The sequence below is a fragment of the Pseudomonas brenneri genome (assembly GCF_007858285.1).
GTDB lineage: Bacteria > Pseudomonadota > Gammaproteobacteria > Pseudomonadales > Pseudomonadaceae > Aquipseudomonas > Aquipseudomonas brenneri.
In genome coordinates this window covers 50,628-65,010 of sequence record NZ_VFIL01000014.1, presented here as the reverse complement: position 1 = coordinate 65,010, position 14,383 = coordinate 50,628, and the positions used below count along the sequence as shown (strand labels likewise).

At 61.0% G+C, this 14,383-nt stretch carries 15 protein-coding genes; 12 read left to right on the top strand and 3 right to left on the bottom strand.

Features of this window, described 5'->3' with window-relative positions:
* Positions 1 to 70 precede the first annotated feature (70 nt).
* The 3 genes from FJD34_RS24665 to FJD34_RS24655 all read left to right on the top strand — a co-directional run bounded on the left by FJD34_RS24665 (position 71) and on the right by FJD34_RS24655 (position 3,692).
* Positions 71 to 1,129: a PA0069 family radical SAM protein gene (locus FJD34_RS24665; protein ID WP_032857088.1), complete on the top strand. Its 1,059-nt coding sequence runs from the start codon at positions 71 to 73 to the stop codon at positions 1,127 to 1,129.
* A 198-nt stretch (positions 1,130 to 1,327) separates the two neighbouring features.
* Positions 1,328 to 2,059 carry a carbonic anhydrase gene (locus FJD34_RS24660; RefSeq protein ID WP_032857087.1) on the top strand — a complete coding sequence of 244 codons (732 nt, stop codon included), beginning with the start codon at positions 1,328 to 1,330 and terminating at the stop codon, positions 2,057 to 2,059.
* Between the two features lie 85 nt (positions 2,060 to 2,144).
* A complete protein-coding gene (locus FJD34_RS24655; protein ID WP_032857085.1) occupies positions 2,145 to 3,692 on the top strand; it encodes a SulP family inorganic anion transporter in 1,548 nt (515 codons plus the stop codon).
* A gap of 118 nt (positions 3,693 to 3,810) precedes the next feature.
* On the opposite strand, the gene FJD34_RS24650 is transcribed toward FJD34_RS24655, so the two are convergent.
* Entirely contained in the window at positions 3,811 to 4,458 is a 648-nt protein-coding gene (locus FJD34_RS24650; protein WP_032862631.1) for a hypothetical protein, read from the bottom strand.
* Between the two features lie 367 nt (positions 4,459 to 4,825).
* Between FJD34_RS24650 and coxB the strand changes: the two genes are divergently transcribed.
* The 4 genes from coxB to FJD34_RS24630 all read left to right on the top strand — a co-directional run bounded on the left by coxB (position 4,826) and on the right by FJD34_RS24630 (position 9,216).
* Entirely contained in the window at positions 4,826 to 5,953 is a 1,128-nt protein-coding gene (coxB, locus tag FJD34_RS24645) for a cytochrome c oxidase subunit II (protein ID WP_090292603.1), read from the top strand.
* 58 nt (positions 5,954 to 6,011) lie between these two features.
* Positions 6,012 to 7,601: a cytochrome c oxidase subunit I gene (gene ctaD / locus FJD34_RS24640; protein ID WP_029290313.1), complete on the top strand. Its 1,590-nt coding sequence runs from the start codon at positions 6,012 to 6,014 to the stop codon at positions 7,599 to 7,601.
* A 141-nt stretch (positions 7,602 to 7,742) separates the two neighbouring features.
* Positions 7,743 to 8,294: a cytochrome c oxidase assembly protein gene (locus FJD34_RS24635; protein WP_032862633.1), complete on the top strand. Its 552-nt coding sequence runs from the start codon at positions 7,743 to 7,745 to the stop codon at positions 8,292 to 8,294.
* A 34-nt stretch (positions 8,295 to 8,328) separates the two neighbouring features.
* Entirely contained in the window at positions 8,329 to 9,216 is an 888-nt protein-coding gene (locus FJD34_RS24630; RefSeq protein ID WP_032862634.1) for a cytochrome c oxidase subunit 3, read from the top strand.
* A 5-nt stretch (positions 9,217 to 9,221) separates the two neighbouring features.
* Here FJD34_RS24630 and FJD34_RS24625 read toward each other — a convergent pair whose 3' ends face one another.
* Positions 9,222 to 9,425 carry a twin transmembrane helix small protein gene (locus FJD34_RS24625; protein ID WP_090292605.1) on the bottom strand — a complete coding sequence of 68 codons (204 nt, stop codon included), beginning with the start codon at positions 9,423 to 9,425 and terminating at the stop codon, positions 9,222 to 9,224.
* An 84-nt stretch (positions 9,426 to 9,509) separates the two neighbouring features.
* Here FJD34_RS24625 and FJD34_RS24620 point away from each other — a divergent pair, with 84 nt between their 5' ends.
* Genes FJD34_RS24620 through FJD34_RS24600 form a run of 5 tightly spaced genes read left to right on the top strand, consistent with a single transcriptional unit; the run spans position 9,510 to position 13,418 of the window.
* Complete coding sequence (locus FJD34_RS24620; RefSeq protein ID WP_090292607.1) at positions 9,510 to 10,250, top strand: SURF1 family protein; 741 nt, start codon at positions 9,510 to 9,512, stop codon at positions 10,248 to 10,250.
* Positions 10,216 to 10,809 carry a hypothetical protein gene (locus FJD34_RS24615; RefSeq protein ID WP_065942458.1) on the top strand — a complete coding sequence of 198 codons (594 nt, stop codon included), beginning with the start codon at positions 10,216 to 10,218 and terminating at the stop codon, positions 10,807 to 10,809. The genes FJD34_RS24620 and FJD34_RS24615 overlap by 35 nt, the downstream gene beginning before the upstream one ends.
* A 10-nt stretch (positions 10,810 to 10,819) precedes the next feature.
* Positions 10,820 to 11,899, top strand: a complete 1,080-nt coding sequence (locus tag FJD34_RS24610; protein ID WP_032862637.1) for a COX15/CtaA family protein — start codon at positions 10,820 to 10,822, stop codon at positions 11,897 to 11,899.
* On the top strand, positions 11,887 to 12,786 hold the full coding sequence (gene cyoE / locus FJD34_RS24605) for a heme o synthase (protein ID WP_032862638.1): 900 nt from the start codon (positions 11,887 to 11,889) through the stop codon (positions 12,784 to 12,786). Before FJD34_RS24610 ends, cyoE begins: the two co-directional genes overlap by 13 nt.
* Positions 12,783 to 13,418: an SCO family protein gene (locus tag FJD34_RS24600; RefSeq protein ID WP_065942457.1), complete on the top strand. Its 636-nt coding sequence runs from the start codon at positions 12,783 to 12,785 to the stop codon at positions 13,416 to 13,418. The genes cyoE and FJD34_RS24600 overlap by 4 nt, the downstream gene beginning before the upstream one ends.
* A 157-nt stretch (positions 13,419 to 13,575) precedes the next feature.
* Here the strand turns inward: FJD34_RS24600 and FJD34_RS24595 are convergent, their stop codons facing one another.
* A complete protein-coding gene (locus FJD34_RS24595) occupies positions 13,576 to 14,349 on the bottom strand; it encodes a MetQ/NlpA family ABC transporter substrate-binding protein (RefSeq protein WP_032862640.1) in 774 nt (257 codons plus the stop codon).
* Between the last annotated feature and the right edge of the window lie 34 nt (positions 14,350 to 14,383).

Genomic DNA, 14,383 nt, shown 5'->3' with positions numbered 1-14,383 from the left:
CCGCCCAATGGCACTGGTCAGATCCGCTGCGCCTCGATACTGTATATAAAAACAGTATCGAGGTGCTTTTATGTCCACTCCTCTGCCGCCGCGCGGGCGAGGCACCGCCACCAACCTGCATAATCGCTTCGCACCCACGGTGAGCGTGACCGAGGATGACGGCTGGTATCAGGAAGTCCCGCCGACCCAGGGCACCGAAGTGCGCATCGAGACGGCGAAGACCATCATCACCCGCAACACCTCGCCGGACCTGCCGTTCGACCGCTCGATCAACCCTTACCGGGGGTGTGAGCATGGGTGCATTTATTGTTATGCGCGGCCCAGCCACGCCTATTGGGACATGTCCCCGGGCCTGGATTTCGAAACCAAACTGATTGCCAAGACCAACGCCGCCGATGTGCTGGAGCAGCAACTGTCCAAGCCCGGCTATACCTGTGCACCGATCAACCTGGGTTCCAACACGGATCCATACCAGCCCATCGAGCGCGAGTACAAGATCACCCGGCAAATCTTGCAAGTGCTGTTGCGCTATCGTCACCCGGTGACCATCGTGACCAAGGGCTCGCTGATCCTGCGTGACCTTGACCTGCTCACCGAGCTGGCCCGGCAGCGGCTGGTGGCGGTGATGATCAGCCTCACCAGCCTGGACGATGAGCTCAAGCGTATCCTGGAACCGCGCACGGCGGCGCCCAAGGCGCGCCTGCGGGCGATCCGGGTGATGCGCGAGGCGGGCATCCCGGTGGGCGTGCTGTGTTCGCCGATGATTCCAATGATCAACGACAGCGAGCTGGAAAGCCTGCTGGCCGAGGCTCATGCTGCCGGCGCACAGAGCGCGGCCTATATGATGCTGCGCCTGCCCCTTGAAGTGGCACCGCTGTTCGAGGAGTGGTTGGCGGCCCATTACCCGCAACGGGCGGCCCATGTGATGAGCCTGGTGCGCCAGGTGCGTGGTGGTGAAGTCTACGACAGCCGCTTCGGTGTACGCATGCGCGGCGAGGGGCCGTTTGCTGATCTGCTGGCACAGCGATTTGCCAAGGCGATCAAGCGCTTGGGGCTCGATCGGCGGGAAGGGTACAACCTCGATTGCAGTGCATTCTGTCCACCCGGCAGGCAGCTGGCTTTGTTGTAGACTGACACAAATACGTGGGTAGCCCGGCGAGGGTGGTCGCGTTTTGACATCACTGAAAGCAGCGAGCTAGAGCGGTTCATTCAGTTTGAGTTAAGTTTCGGCAGCTACCTTGTTTATCGAGTGACCCATGGGGCGGCGCTACGAATCGTGCGTCGAGCTGAACTGCAAAACTCTCCTGCGCCAACAAGAGGATGAATCATGAGTGACAAGGATAAACAGCCGTTGGCTGCGTCGGCTTCAGCCCCTTACGAGGCGGAGTCTGCCGGTGCAGCGCTGCAGCACATCGTTGACGGCTTTTTGCATTTCCATAACGAGGTCTTTCCCCAGCAGGAAGAACTCTTCAAGAAACTCGCCACGGCCCAGAGCCCACGAGCGATGTTTATCACCTGTGCCGATTCGCGCATTGTTCCCGAGCTGATCACCCACAGCTCCCCAGGCGACCTGTTCGTGACCCGTAATGTGGGCAACGTCGTACCGCCTTATGGGCAGATGAACGGCGGTGTTTCCACGGCCATCGAGTACGCGGTATTGGCCCTGGGCGTGCAGCACATCATTGTGTGCGGCCACTCCGATTGTGGCGCGATGCGGGCGGTGCTCAACCCCCAGAGCCTGGAAAAAATGCCCACGGTCAAAGCCTGGCTGCGCCACGCCGAAGTTGCCAAGACCATGGTCCAGGACAACTGCGACTGCGCCAACGAAGGTGAAAGCATGCAGGTGTTGACGGAAGAAAACGTCATTGCCCAGCTGCAACATTTGCGCACCCACCCTTCCGTGGCCTCGCGCATGGCCAACGGTCATTTGTTTATCCATGGCTGGATCTACAACATCGAGACCAGCGAAATCAAAGCCTACGATGCTGACCAGGCCACGTTCCTGCCGTTGAACGGCGTCGGGCCAATCCCTTCGGCGACGCCAAAAGCGCGCTTCTAACACATTCCCCTGCCGGGTAACGCGATGGCTGCCATGGATGCAGCCAGGCCTTGCCATGCCCGGCGAATGCCTCGGGAGAGTCATCATGCGTGCAGCTCAATTAAAAACAGTGCTGCCACGGGAGCTGTTGGCTTCGGTGGTGGTGTTTCTGGTGGCCTTGCCCTTGTGCATGGGGATCGCCATCGCATCGGGTATGCCACCGGCCAAGGGCCTGATCACCGGGATCATTGGTGGCCTGGTGGTGGGCTGGCTGGCCGGTTCACCCCTGCAAGTCAGCGGCCCGGCGGCCGGCCTGGCGGTGCTGGTGTTCGAGCTGGTGCGCCAACACGGCATGCTTATGCTCGGGCCGATCCTGCTGTTGGCGGGCTTCCTGCAATTGGTGGCCGGGCGCCTGCGCCTGGGTTGTTGGTTCCGGGTGACGGCGCCGGCGGTGGTCTATGGCATGTTGGCGGGGATTGGGGTGTTGATTGTCCTGTCGCAAATGCATGTGATGCTCGATGGCGCGCCCAAGCCGTCTGGGCTGGATAACCTTGCCGGCTTCCCCGCAGCAGTGGCCCAGGCCATTCCCAGTCTCGGCTGGCAAGCCGGTCTGCTGGGGTTGTCGACGATTCTGGTGATGTGGTTGTGGGATAAATTTCGTCCGCAAAAACTGCGTTTTGTACCGGGTGCGTTGCTGGGTGTCGGCCTGGCGACAGCAGCCAGCCTGCTGCTGGCCTTGCAGGTCAAGCGTGTGGAAGTGCCAGAAAACCTCGCCGATGCCATCGACTGGCTCCGCCCCAGCGACCTGCTGAACCTGGCCGACCCCAACCTGCTGATCGCTGCTTTCGCGGTGGCCTTTATTGCCAGTGCCGAAACCTTGCTCTCGGCGGCGGCTGTGGATCGGATGCACAACGGCCAGCGCTCGGACTTCGACAAGGAATTGTCTGCCCAGGGTGTAGGCAACATGCTCTGCGGGCTGGTGGGTGCACTGCCCATGACGGGGGTGATCGTGCGCAGTTCGGCCAACGTCCAGGCGGGCGCAACCACGCGTCTGTCGGCGATGTTCCACGGCCTCTGGCTGCTGGCCTTCGTGCTGCTACTGTCGAGCGTGCTGCAAAGCATTCCGGTGGCGAGCCTGGCGGGTGTGCTGGTGTACACCGGGATCAAGCTGGTGGACCTCAAGGCGTTCCGTGGCCTGGCGCGCTATGGTCGGATGCCGATGTTCACCTACGCTGCCACGGCCTTGGCGATCATCTTCACCGACTTGCTGACGGGTGTGTTGGTGGGCTTCGGCCTGACCCTGGTGAAACTGGCGTGGAAGGCTTCGCGCTTGAAAATCAGCCTGATCGACTTGCCCCAGGACGGTGAAATGGAGTTGCGGTTGATAGGCGCGGCGACCTTTCTCAAGGTGCCCGCATTGACCCAGGTACTGGCGACAGTGCCGGCGGGAAGCACCGTGCATGTGCCGCTCAATAACCTGAGCTATGTGGATCATTCGTGCCTGGAGTTGCTGGAGGAATGGGGGCGGGCCAATGCGGCCAAGGGCTCGAAGTTGGTGATCGAAGCGCGCGGGTTGAAGCGTCGGTTGGAAGGCCGGATACGCACCACGACCCGGATCGGCTCTGCCCCGCAGTTGGCTGACGAAACCGGCTAAAAAATGTGGGAGCGGGCTTGCTCGCGAAGGCGTAGTGTCAGTCACCAGCTACTTGGCTGACACACCGCATTCGCGAGCAAGCCCGCTCCCACATTTGTTCTATGTCAGGCAGGAAAACTCAGGCCGGCTGATCCAGCTCCAACTCCACACCCAACTGGCGCGACAGGCACGGCCAGCGCTTCCACGCGGCTTCCGTTGCCGGGCTTTTGAGTTGCTCGCGATAGGCTTCGACGGACTCCAGGGCGAAGCTCTCTTCATTGAGCATTTCATCCACCGCCAGGTGCACGGCCTCGTCCAGCTGATTGGCGAAATCTTCACCGATCAGTTGGTGGGCAATCACGTTGGCCACGGTGGTGTCCGCAGGAATCAACGGCTGGCCGAAATGCTTGATATACAGATCGTTTACTTCTTCTACCAGCCGGTGGGCCAGGTAGGCTTCGTCCAGCAGGCCGTTCAGGCCTTCATGAGCCGCCAGGATGGCGGGCGGCTGGAGAAAGAAATGCTCGGCGATTTTCAGCACCGGCTTGATCTGGCTTTCAATCCCGGCTTCCCGGGCCACGTCGTTGGCGGCATCCAGCAGGTCCGGGACCTGATCGATGTAGGCGGTGACGAAACGCGTCATCACGGCATTACGATCACCCTCGGCCAGGGAAATGGCCGAGTGCAGGTGGGGTAACTGAGCGTCCAGTTGTTTAGCCAATTGGCCGGTGGACGCTTCATGTTGATGGGCACGGGAAATCTGCTCGCGCAATGCGGCGGTGTTCATGAAAGCTCCAGGAATACGGGCGTAGGAAAGGGGACTGCATAAGGTAGCTCGTTTATACGAGCCCCTAAGACGCATTTGTCATAATTATTTCATGGTTATGCGCCGCTGTTATATCGAAATGCCATCGTTCGTCGGATAGGCCCTGAATATGCTGGCCGGCTAGCGCCGTTCGTCTCTTTTTACTGATTTGCCCCCACACATTGCGGGGTCGCAGTCGCTGTCTATACTCGGGTTTGTACGTAATTAGCTGATGACGCCCGACTGCATTAGGCAGGCAAGGCTTGGCGGATGTAAGCAGTTTGGAAGCCGCCCCCTTGGCCGCAGGTGCAAACCGGCGGGATAACAAGAACGATAAGGGGAACCCGCAATGACGCGACATCCACATGTTTGGATGGGCTTACTCTTGTGGTCAGTATTCAGCCAGGCGCAGGCCGCCTGGACGGTGAATATGGCACCAGGGGCCACTGAAGTCAGTCACGCCGTGTTCGACCTGCACATGACCATTTTCTGGATCTGTGTGGTGATCGGCATCATCGTGTTTGGCGCCATGTTCTGGTCGATGATTGTGCATCGACGCTCTACGGGCCAGGTGGCGGCCAAGTTCCACGAAAGTACCACGGTCGAGATTCTCTGGACCGTCGTGCCCCTGCTGATCCTCGTCGCCATGGCCATTCCGGCGACCAAGACCCTGATCAACATCTACGACAGCAGTGAGTCGGATATCGATATCCAGGTCACCGGCTATCAGTGGAAGTGGCACTACAAATACCTGGGCCAGGACGTCGAGTTCTTCAGCAACCTGGCCACCCCCGCCGAGCAGATCCAGAACAAGGCCACCAAGGGCGAACACTACCTGCTGGAAGTCGACCAGCCGCTGGTGCTGCCGGTGGGCGCCAAGGTGCGCTTTTTGGTGACCGCGGCCGACGTGATCCATTCCTGGTGGGTGCCAGCGTTTGCGGTCAAGCGCGATGCCATCCCCGGCTTCGTCAACGAGGCCTGGACCCGGGTCGAGAAGCCCGGCATCTACCGTGGCCAGTGCGCAGAGCTGTGCGGCAAGGACCACGGGTTCATGCCCATCGTAGTCGAGGTCAAGTCCAAGGCCGACTACGAAACCTGGCTCGGCGAGCGCAAGGTCGAGGCTGCCAAGCTCAAGGAGCTGACCTCCAAGGAGTGGACACTTGAAGAGCTGGTGGCGCGTGGCGACAAGGTCTACCACACCACCTGCGTGGCCTGTCACCAGGCCGAAGGCCAGGGCCTGCCGCCGATGTTCCCGGCGCTCAAGGGCTCGAAAATCGCCACCGGACCTGCGGCAGATCACCTGAGCATCGTCTACCACGGCAAGCCCGGTACCGCGATGGCGGCGTTCGGCAAGCAGCTGTCGGAAGTCGATATTGCGGCGGTCGTGACCTACGAGCGCAACGCCTGGGGCAACAACAAAGGCGACATGGTCACGCCTAAAGACGTGCTGGCCATCAAACAGGCGGAAAGCAAATGAACCTCTTCATTGCGTATGCCCTGAACCGCCCCGCCCATCCGCTTGCAGGAGAACGGCCATGAGCACTGTGATCGACGACCACGGTCATGCCGCTGACCACGCCCACGGCCCCGCCAAGGGCTTGATGCGCTGGGTGCTGACCACCAACCACAAAGATATCGGGACCATGTACCTGTGGTTCAGCTTCGCCATGTTCCTGCTCGGCGGTTCGTTCGCCATGGTGATCCGGGCCGAGTTGTTCCAGCCAGGTTTGCAGATCGTCGAGCCGGCATTCTTCAACCAGATGACCACCATGCACGGCTTGATCATGGTGTTTGGCGCGGTGATGCCGGCGTTTGTCGGCCTGGCCAACTGGATGATCCCGCTGATGATCGGCGCGCCGGACATGGCCTTGCCACGTATGAACAACTTCAGTTTCTGGCTGCTGCCGGCGGCGTTCCTGCTGCTGGTCTCGACCCTGTTTTCCCCGGGCGGCGGGCCGAATTTCGGCTGGACCTTCTACGCCCCGCTCTCCACCACCTATGCCCCGGAAAGCGTGACGTTCTTTATCTTCGCCATCCACCTGATGGGGATCAGCTCGATCATGGGCGCGATCAACGTGGTCGCCACCATCCTCAACCTGCGTGCGCCCGGCATGACCTTGATGAAGATGCCGCTGTTTGTCTGGACCTGGCTGATCACCGCGTTCTTGCTGATCGCGGTGATGCCGGTACTGGCCGGTTGCGTGACCATGATGCTGATGGATATCCACTTCGGCACCAGCTTCTTCAGCGCCGCCGGTGGTGGTGACCCGGTATTGTTCCAGCATGTGTTCTGGTTCTTCGGCCACCCCGAGGTGTACATCATGATCCTGCCGGCCTTCGGTGCTGTCAGTTCGATCATCCCGACCTTCTCGCGCAAGCCGCTGTTTGGCTACACCTCGATGGTCTACGCCACGGCAAGCATCGCGTTCCTGTCGTTTATCGTGTGGGCGCACCATATGTTCGTGGTGGGCATTCCGCTGGTGGGCGAGTTGTTCTTCATGTACGCCACGTTGCTGATCGCCGTGCCCACCGGGGTCAAGGTGTTCAACTGGGTCAGCACCATGTGGCAAGGCTCGCTGACCTTCGAGACGCCGATGCTGTTTGCCGTGGCCTTCGTGATCCTGTTCACCATCGGCGGCTTTTCCGGGCTGATGCTGGCCATCGCCCCGGCGGATTTCCAGTATCACGACACCTACTTTGTGGTGGCGCACTTCCATTACGTACTGGTACCTGGGGCGATCTTCGGGATCTTCGCCTCGGCCTACTACTGGCTGCCGAAATGGACCGGCCACATGTACGACGAAACCCTGGGCAAGCTGCATTTCTGGCTGTCGTTCGTGGGGATGAACATGGCGTTCTTCCCGATGCATTTCGTCGGGCTGGCCGGCATGCCGCGCCGGGTGCCGGACTACAACCTGCAGTTCGCCGACTTCAATATGGTGTCGTCGATTGGCGCCTTCATGTTTGGCGCCACGCAGATTTTCTTCCTGTTTATCGTGATCAAGTGCATCCGTGGCGGCAAGCCGGCGCCGGCCAAGCCGTGGGATGGTGCCGAAGGGCTGGAGTGGAGCATTCCTTCGCCGGCGCCGTACCACACCTTCACTACGCCGCCGGAGGTCAAATGAACAGCGGCCGCCCACCTGTAGGAGCGAGCTTGCTCGCGAAGGGCGTGAACGATAACGCGGGTTGCCTGGATAAACGCGGCGCGCTCTGGTTTTTCGCGAGCAAGCTCGCTCCTACAGAACCGTCACGCGGGGGTGGGCGCCATGGCTGATTCCGTGCCCCTCAACCGCCTGGTCACGCGCCTGCTGATTCTGGTGCTGGCGATGTTCGCCTTTGGCTTTGCCCTGGTGCCGATCTACGACGTGATGTGCAAGGCGTTCGGTATCAATGGCAAGACCGCTGGGCAGTACGAAGGCTCGCAAGTGGTCGATCCGTCGCGCCAGGTGCGGGTGCAGTTCCTGTCGACCAATGCCATCGATATGGTCTGGGAATTCCACTCCAAGGCCGACGAAATCGTGGTCAACCCTGGCGCGGTCAACGAGATGGTGTTCGTGGCCTTCAACCCCAGCAACAAGCCGATGACGGCCCAGGCGATCCCGAGTATTTCCCCGGCCGAAGCGGCGATGTACTTCCACAAGACCGAGTGTTTTTGCTTCACCCAGCAAGTGCTGCAGCCGGGGGAGCGCATCGAGATGCCGGTGCGCTTCATTGTCGATCGCGACATGCCCAAGGATGTGAAGCATTTGACCCTGGCGTACACGCTGTTCGATATCACTGCGCGCCAACCGCCCGTGGCTGTCCATACCGGCGGCTAGGCGTGCCTGCGGGCTCGATTAGGAGAACGGATACATGTCGACTCATGATACGTACTACGTACCAGCGCAAAGCAAGTGGCCAATAATTGCCACGTTTGGGCTGCTGATCACCGTGTATGGCCTGGGATTGTGGTTCAACGACCTCAAGGCTGCGCGCCCGGAATCCCACGGGCCGCTGATCTTTTTCGTCGGCAGCCTGCTGCTGGCCTACATGATGTTTGGCTGGTTTGGCGCAGTGATCAAGGAAAGCCGTGCCGGCCTCTACAGCGCGCAGATGGACCGCTCGTTCCGCTGGGGCATGACCTGGTTCATCTTTTCCGAGGTGATGTTTTTTATCGCGTTCTTCGGCGCGCTGTTCTATGTGCGGCATCTGTCGGCGCCGTGGTTGGCCGGTGAAGGCTCCAAGGGCATTGCGCACATGCTGTGGCCGAATTTCGAGTTCGCCTGGCCGTTGCTCAACAACCCGGACCCCAAGCTGTTCCCGGCGCCTGAAGGCACCATCAGCCCGTGGGGCTTGCCGCTGGTCAACACCATCTTGCTGGTGAGCTCCAGCGTGACCATCACCATCGCCCACCACGCCTTGCGCAAGGGCCATCGCGGCGCGCTGAAAATCTGGTTGGCGCTCACCGTGTTGCTGGGGGTGGCGTTCCTCGGGTTCCAGGCCGAGGAATATATCCACGCCTATAAAGAGCTCGGCCTGACCCTGGGCTCCGGGGTGTATGGCGCGACCTTCTTCATGTTGACCGGGTTCCACGGTGCCCACGTAACCATCGGCACGATTATTTTGTTCGTGATGCTGATGCGCATCCTCAAGGGGCATTTCAATGCCGAGCACCAGTTCGGCTTTGAGGCGGCCAGTTGGTATTGGCACTTTGTGGATGTGGTGTGGATCGGTTTGTTTTTCTTTGTCTACGTGCTGTAGCGGGTTTACCAGGGCGCGTGGGACACCAGCTGGCCGCTGAAGAACCCCCAGGTGATCAGCACCAGGGTAATCACGGCCAGCACCACGCGCACGGTCAAGGCAATGACAAGACGATTGGAGTGGCCTTCGTCCTTGACCAGAAAGAACAAGCCACTGAACAGGCTCACAACGGTAGCGATCAGCATCAGGGCAATAGCGGCTTTGAGCATGGTCAGGCTCCAGGGCTCTTTTTTTGAGGGGCGGGCAATGAGATTCAGTATAGCCAGCGCTGCATCGATCTTCGCGGCAACGCCATGAAACGCTTTCGCCCCGGGATTGCGCCGACGCTGGTGGTGCTCGTGCTGCTGCCGTTGATGGTGTTTCTCGGTTTCTGGCAACTGTCCCGTGGCCAGGAAAAACAGGTGCTGCTCCAGAGTTACGCCGAGCGCCGGGCGGCACCGCCTATCAGTGTTGAACAGTTGGATGCGGTGGCTGATCCGGCCTTTCGCCGGGTGCAGTTGCGCGGGCAGCTCGACGCCAGGCACAGCGTATTACTGGATAACCGCATGCGTGACGGCAAGGCCGGCGTCGAGTTGCTGCAACCCTTTCATGACCAGGCCAGCGGCCAGTGGCTGTTGCTCAATCGAGGCTGGCTGGCGTGGCCGGATCGACGCACGCCGCCGGCCTTCACCACGCCCGACCAGCCTTTGAACATCAACGCCTGGGTGTATGTCGCGCCAGGCGAGACGTTCCAGTTGCATGCCGACCCGGCAGCCGCGCAATGGCCGCGCTTGTTGACGGCGCTACATCCACAGGCGCTTTGGGCTGAGTTGGACCGTAGCGGGTTTGCCTTTGAACTGCGGGCCGAAACCGGCCCCGCGACCTATGAAACCCAGTGGCCGGTAGTGGCCATGGGGCCGGAAAAACACGTGGGGTATGCCGTGCAGTGGTTCGCCATGGCGCTGGCGCTGCTGGGTCTTTACCTCTACCTCGGATGGCACAACGCAAGGGAGAAGCACCATGGGAGCGGCCATGAATCCACTCAACATGTCTGATACGCCAGCAGCGCCCAACCGGCGTAAGGGGCGCTGGCAACTGATCCTGATCCTGATGATGGTGATCGGCCCGATGGTGCTGGCGACCCTGATGTACAAGTGGCAGTTCTGGGTGCCGGACAATCGCAGTGATCACGGCGAGATGATCGGCAATGGCCAGACCCGTGCCGATATCGGTGTGCAGGCTGACGAGGACCGCTGGCAGCTGTTGGTGACGGCGCCTGCGGCCTGCACTGCCGATTGCCAGCAATTGGTCTACCTCGCGCGCCAACTGCAGATCGGCCTGGGCCGTGATGCGTCCCGCGCCAGTCATGCCTTGGCCAGCGCGCAGCCCGTCAGCGCCGAATACGAGACCAAGCTGAAAGCCGAATACCCGCAGTTGCAGCGTTTCCCCCTGGACCTGCCGACCTTCAAGCAAAACGCTGCCGCGCCCGGCGATGCCCAGCTGTGGATCGTCGACCCCCACGGCAACCTGGTGCTGCGCTATGACGCACGGGTCAAGGGCAAGGACTTGCTCAACGACCTGCGCCACCTGCTGAAACTGTCGAATATCGGATAAGGGCATCGTCATGGCCAAACCTGGATTTCGCCTCGCGTTGTTTGCCACGTTGCTGGCGCTGATTGTCGTGCTGCTTGGCGCCTACACTCGCCTGACTCATGCCGGCCTCGGTTGTCCGGATTGGCCGGGCTGCTACGGCTTTATCAGCGTGCCTAAAAGCGAAGCCCAGTTGGCCCATGCCGAGTTGCATTTCCCGGACACGCCGGTGGAGGCCGACAAAGGCTGGAACGAGATGATCCACCGCTATGCGGCGGGCACCCTGGGGCTGCTGATCGCGTTGCTGGCCACCCGCGCCTGGACCCATCGCCGGCATCCGGGGCAGCCCTTGAAGCTGCCGCTGTTCCTGCTGGCGGTGGTCTTCGCCCAGGCGGCCTTTGGCATGTGGACAGTGACACTCAAGCTCTGGCCGCAGGTGGTCACCGGGCATTTGCTGGGTGGGTTTGCGACGTTGAGCCTGCTGTTCTTGCTGACCCTGCGTTTGTCCGGGGTGTTGCCGGCGCTGATCGTACCCAGGCGCTTGCAGTACTGGGCCACGGCTGGCTTGGTATTGGTGATCGGGCAGGTGGCCCTGGGTGGTTGGGTCAGCTCCAACTATGCGGCGGTGGCCTGTATCGACTTGCCGACCTGTCATGGGGAGTGGTGGCCGGCGGCGGACTTTGCCAATGGCTTTCACCTGACCCAGCATATCGGCCCCAACTATCTGGGCGGGCAACTGGACAGCGACGCACGCACGGCGATTCACCTGACCCATCGCATGGGCGCGCTGGCGGTCACCGTGGTGCTGCTGGGGCTGGCCTGGCAGCTCAAGGCGGTGGGCATGACGCGCCTTGCCGGGTTGCTGCTGGTGGCGCTCGCGGTACAGATCGGCCTGGGCCTGAGCAATGTGTACTTTCATTTGCCGCTGCCGGTGGCAGTCGCCCATAACGCCGGCGGTGCTGCGTTGTTGCTAACCCTGGTTTTGGTCAATTACCACGCCCGTACCAGCCTGGTCCGGGTCCGCCATCAAGTGCCGTTCGGTTGGCGCTTCAGCCCGCGTAAACACGTTTCGGGCCTGACCACCCTTAAAGGAGAGATGCCATGGCGACCTTGATTGGCGAGCGTCACAGCCAGGCGATCTGGCGTGACTATTTGGAGCTGACCAAGCCCAAGGTGGTGGTGTTGATGCTCATCACCTCGCTGGTGGGCATGTTTCTCGCCACCCGCGCCGGTGTGCCGTGGACGGTGCTGATCTTTGGCAACCTGGGGATTGCCCTGTGTGCCGGTGGCGCGGCAGCGGTCAACCATGTGGTGGATCGACGGATTGACGCGGTCATGGCGCGCACCCATAAGCGGCCCCTGGCCGAGGGGCGGGTTTCGCCGGCCGCCGCGCTGACCTTTGCCCTGGCGCTGGCCGTGGCCGGGCTGGCGTTGCTGCTGGCGTTTACCAACCCATTGGCGGCCTGGCTGACGCTGGCTTCGTTGCTGGGCTACGCGGTGATCTATACCGGCTTTCTCAAGCGCGCGACACCGCAGAACATCGTGATCGGCGGCCTGGCTGGCGCCGCGCCGCCTTTGCTCGGGTGGGTGGCGGTCACCGGCCATGTCAGCGCCGAGCCACTGTTGCTGGTACTGATCATCTTCGCCTGGACCCCGCCGCACTTCTGGGCCCTGGCCATTCATCGCAAGGAGGAATACGCCAAGGCCGATATCCCGATGCTGCCGGTGACCCACGGTGAGCACTACACCAAAGTGCATATCCTGCTCTACACCTGCGCGTTGCTGGCAGTGAGCCTGATGCCCTATGTGATCCATATGAGCGGGCTGTTGTACCTCGGTTGCGCACTGGTTCTGGGCGCGCGCTTTCTGCAATGGGCCTGGGTGCTGTACCGTGGCAGTCGGCCGCACGCGGCGATCAATACCTTCAAGTACTCTATCTGGTACCTGTTCCTGCTATTTATCGCCCTGCTCGTAGACCACTACTTATTGTTGAACCTATGACTCGAACTCAAAAAACTGTCTTTATCCTGGTGGCCCTGGTGGCGTTGATCATGGGCCTGACCGTCAACAAAGTACTGTCCGGCAAGGACCAGGGCGACCCGACGGCGCTGATCGACGCAGGCATTATCCTGTTGCCGCAAAGCCGCCAACTGCCGCCCGTGACCATGACCAACCAGGACGGCCAGCCAGTGCTGGTCAATGAGTTGAAGGGAAAGTGGAGTGTGCTGTTCTTCGGTTATACCTTCTGCCCGGACATCTGCCCGACCACCCTCGCCCAACTGCGCCAGATCAAGAGCGAGCTGCCCAAGGACGTGGTGGATAAGCTGCAGGTGATCCTGGTCAGCGTTGATCCGCATCGCGATACCCCGACGCAGCTCAAGCAATACCTGGGCTACTTCGATCCGCAATTTGCAGGCCTGACCGGCGCGAATGTGGAGGATGTGCAGAAGGTGTCGAATGCGGTGAGCATTCCGTTCATTCCAGCCGATACCAGCAAGCCGAACTATACGGTCGACCATAGCGGCAACCTGGCGCTGATCGGCCCGGATGGCACCCAGCGTGGGTTTATCCGCGCGCCGTTGAACAACCAGAAGCTGGTGGCGCAGTTGCCGGGGTTGTTGCAGCGCAACTAGTTTTGGAGCAAATCCAGCCGACAACACAGATCAACTGTGGGAGCTGGCTTGCCTGCGATAGCGTCAGGTCAGCCAGCCTTTTGGTCGCTGATCCACCGCTATCGCAGGCAAGCCAGCTCCCACATTCGATCTCCAGTGTTTTGGAGATAGTGCTCGATCAGAACGCCGGCAGAATCGCGCCTTTGTACTTCTCGTTGATGAATTTCTTCACTTCTGGGGTGTGCAGGGCTTTGACCAGCTTTTGCACCGCGTCCGAATCCTTGTTGTCCTCACGGGTCACCAGGATGTTGACGTAAGGCGAGTCGCTGCCTTCGATCGCCAGGGCATCCTTGGAGGGATCCAGCTTGGCTTCCAGGGCGTAGTTGGTGTTGATCAGCGCCAGGTCGACCTGGGTCAGCACGCGCGGCAGGGTGGCGGCTTCCAGTTCGCGGAATTTCAGGCCTTTTTCGTTGCCGGTGATGTCCTTGATGGTCGACAGGATATCGGTCGGGTTCTTCAAGGTGATCAGGCCCTTGCTGGCCAGCAGCAACAGCGCGCGGCCGCCGTTGGTGGCGTCGTTGGGGATGACCACGTTGGCACCGTTCGGCAGCTCGGCCAGGGTCTTGTACTTGCTGGAGTACGCGCCCAGGGGTTCCAGGTGCACGCCGGCCACACTCACAAGGTGAGTGCCCTTGGCCTTGTTGAACTCATCCAGGTACGGCTGGTGCTGGAAGAAGTTGGCGTCCAGGCGCTTCTCGGCCACTTGTACGTTCGGCTGCACGTAGTCGGTGAACACTTTGACCTTCAGGTCCACGCCTTGCGCGGCCAGGGCCGGCTTCACGAATTCAAGGATCTCGGCATGCGGCACCGGTGTGGCGGCGACCGTCAGGGTCTCGGCGGCATGGGCGGAAAACGCGGCAACCGCGGCGAAAGCAACCAGTAGTTTTTTCATCCAACAAGCTCCTTGTTCGGGCATCTGCCGGCGG

Excerpts from the sequence above, each read along its gene's own strand:
- FJD34_RS24615 (WP_065942458.1), top strand. The coding sequence starts at position 10,216 with ATGGGAGCGGCCATGAATCCACTCAACATGTCTGATACGCCAGCAGCG.
- FJD34_RS24660 (WP_032857087.1), top strand. The coding sequence starts at position 1,328 with ATGAGTGACAAGGATAAACAGCCGTTGGCTGCGTCGGCTTCAGCCCCT.
- cyoE (WP_032862638.1), top strand. The coding sequence starts at position 11,887 with ATGGCGACCTTGATTGGCGAGCGTCACAGCCAGGCGATCTGGCGTGAC.
- FJD34_RS24625 (WP_090292605.1), bottom strand. The coding sequence starts at position 9,425 with ATGCTCAAAGCCGCTATTGCCCTGATGCTGATCGCTACCGTTGTGAGC.
- coxB (WP_090292603.1), top strand. The coding sequence starts at position 4,826 with ATGACGCGACATCCACATGTTTGGATGGGCTTACTCTTGTGGTCAGTA.
- FJD34_RS24650 (WP_032862631.1), bottom strand. The coding sequence starts at position 4,458 with ATGAACACCGCCGCATTGCGCGAGCAGATTTCCCGTGCCCATCAACAT.
- FJD34_RS24600 (WP_065942457.1), top strand. The coding sequence starts at position 12,783 with ATGACTCGAACTCAAAAAACTGTCTTTATCCTGGTGGCCCTGGTGGCG.
- FJD34_RS24665 (WP_032857088.1), top strand. The coding sequence starts at position 71 with ATGTCCACTCCTCTGCCGCCGCGCGGGCGAGGCACCGCCACCAACCTG.
- FJD34_RS24635 (WP_032862633.1), top strand. The coding sequence starts at position 7,743 with ATGGCTGATTCCGTGCCCCTCAACCGCCTGGTCACGCGCCTGCTGATT.
- FJD34_RS24620 (WP_090292607.1), top strand. The coding sequence starts at position 9,510 with ATGAAACGCTTTCGCCCCGGGATTGCGCCGACGCTGGTGGTGCTCGTG.
- FJD34_RS24595 (WP_032862640.1), bottom strand. The coding sequence starts at position 14,349 with ATGAAAAAACTACTGGTTGCTTTCGCCGCGGTTGCCGCGTTTTCCGCC.
- FJD34_RS24630 (WP_032862634.1), top strand. The coding sequence starts at position 8,329 with ATGTCGACTCATGATACGTACTACGTACCAGCGCAAAGCAAGTGGCCA.
- ctaD (WP_029290313.1), top strand. The coding sequence starts at position 6,012 with ATGAGCACTGTGATCGACGACCACGGTCATGCCGCTGACCACGCCCAC.
- FJD34_RS24610 (WP_032862637.1), top strand. The coding sequence starts at position 10,820 with ATGGCCAAACCTGGATTTCGCCTCGCGTTGTTTGCCACGTTGCTGGCG.
- FJD34_RS24655 (WP_032857085.1), top strand. The coding sequence starts at position 2,145 with ATGCGTGCAGCTCAATTAAAAACAGTGCTGCCACGGGAGCTGTTGGCT.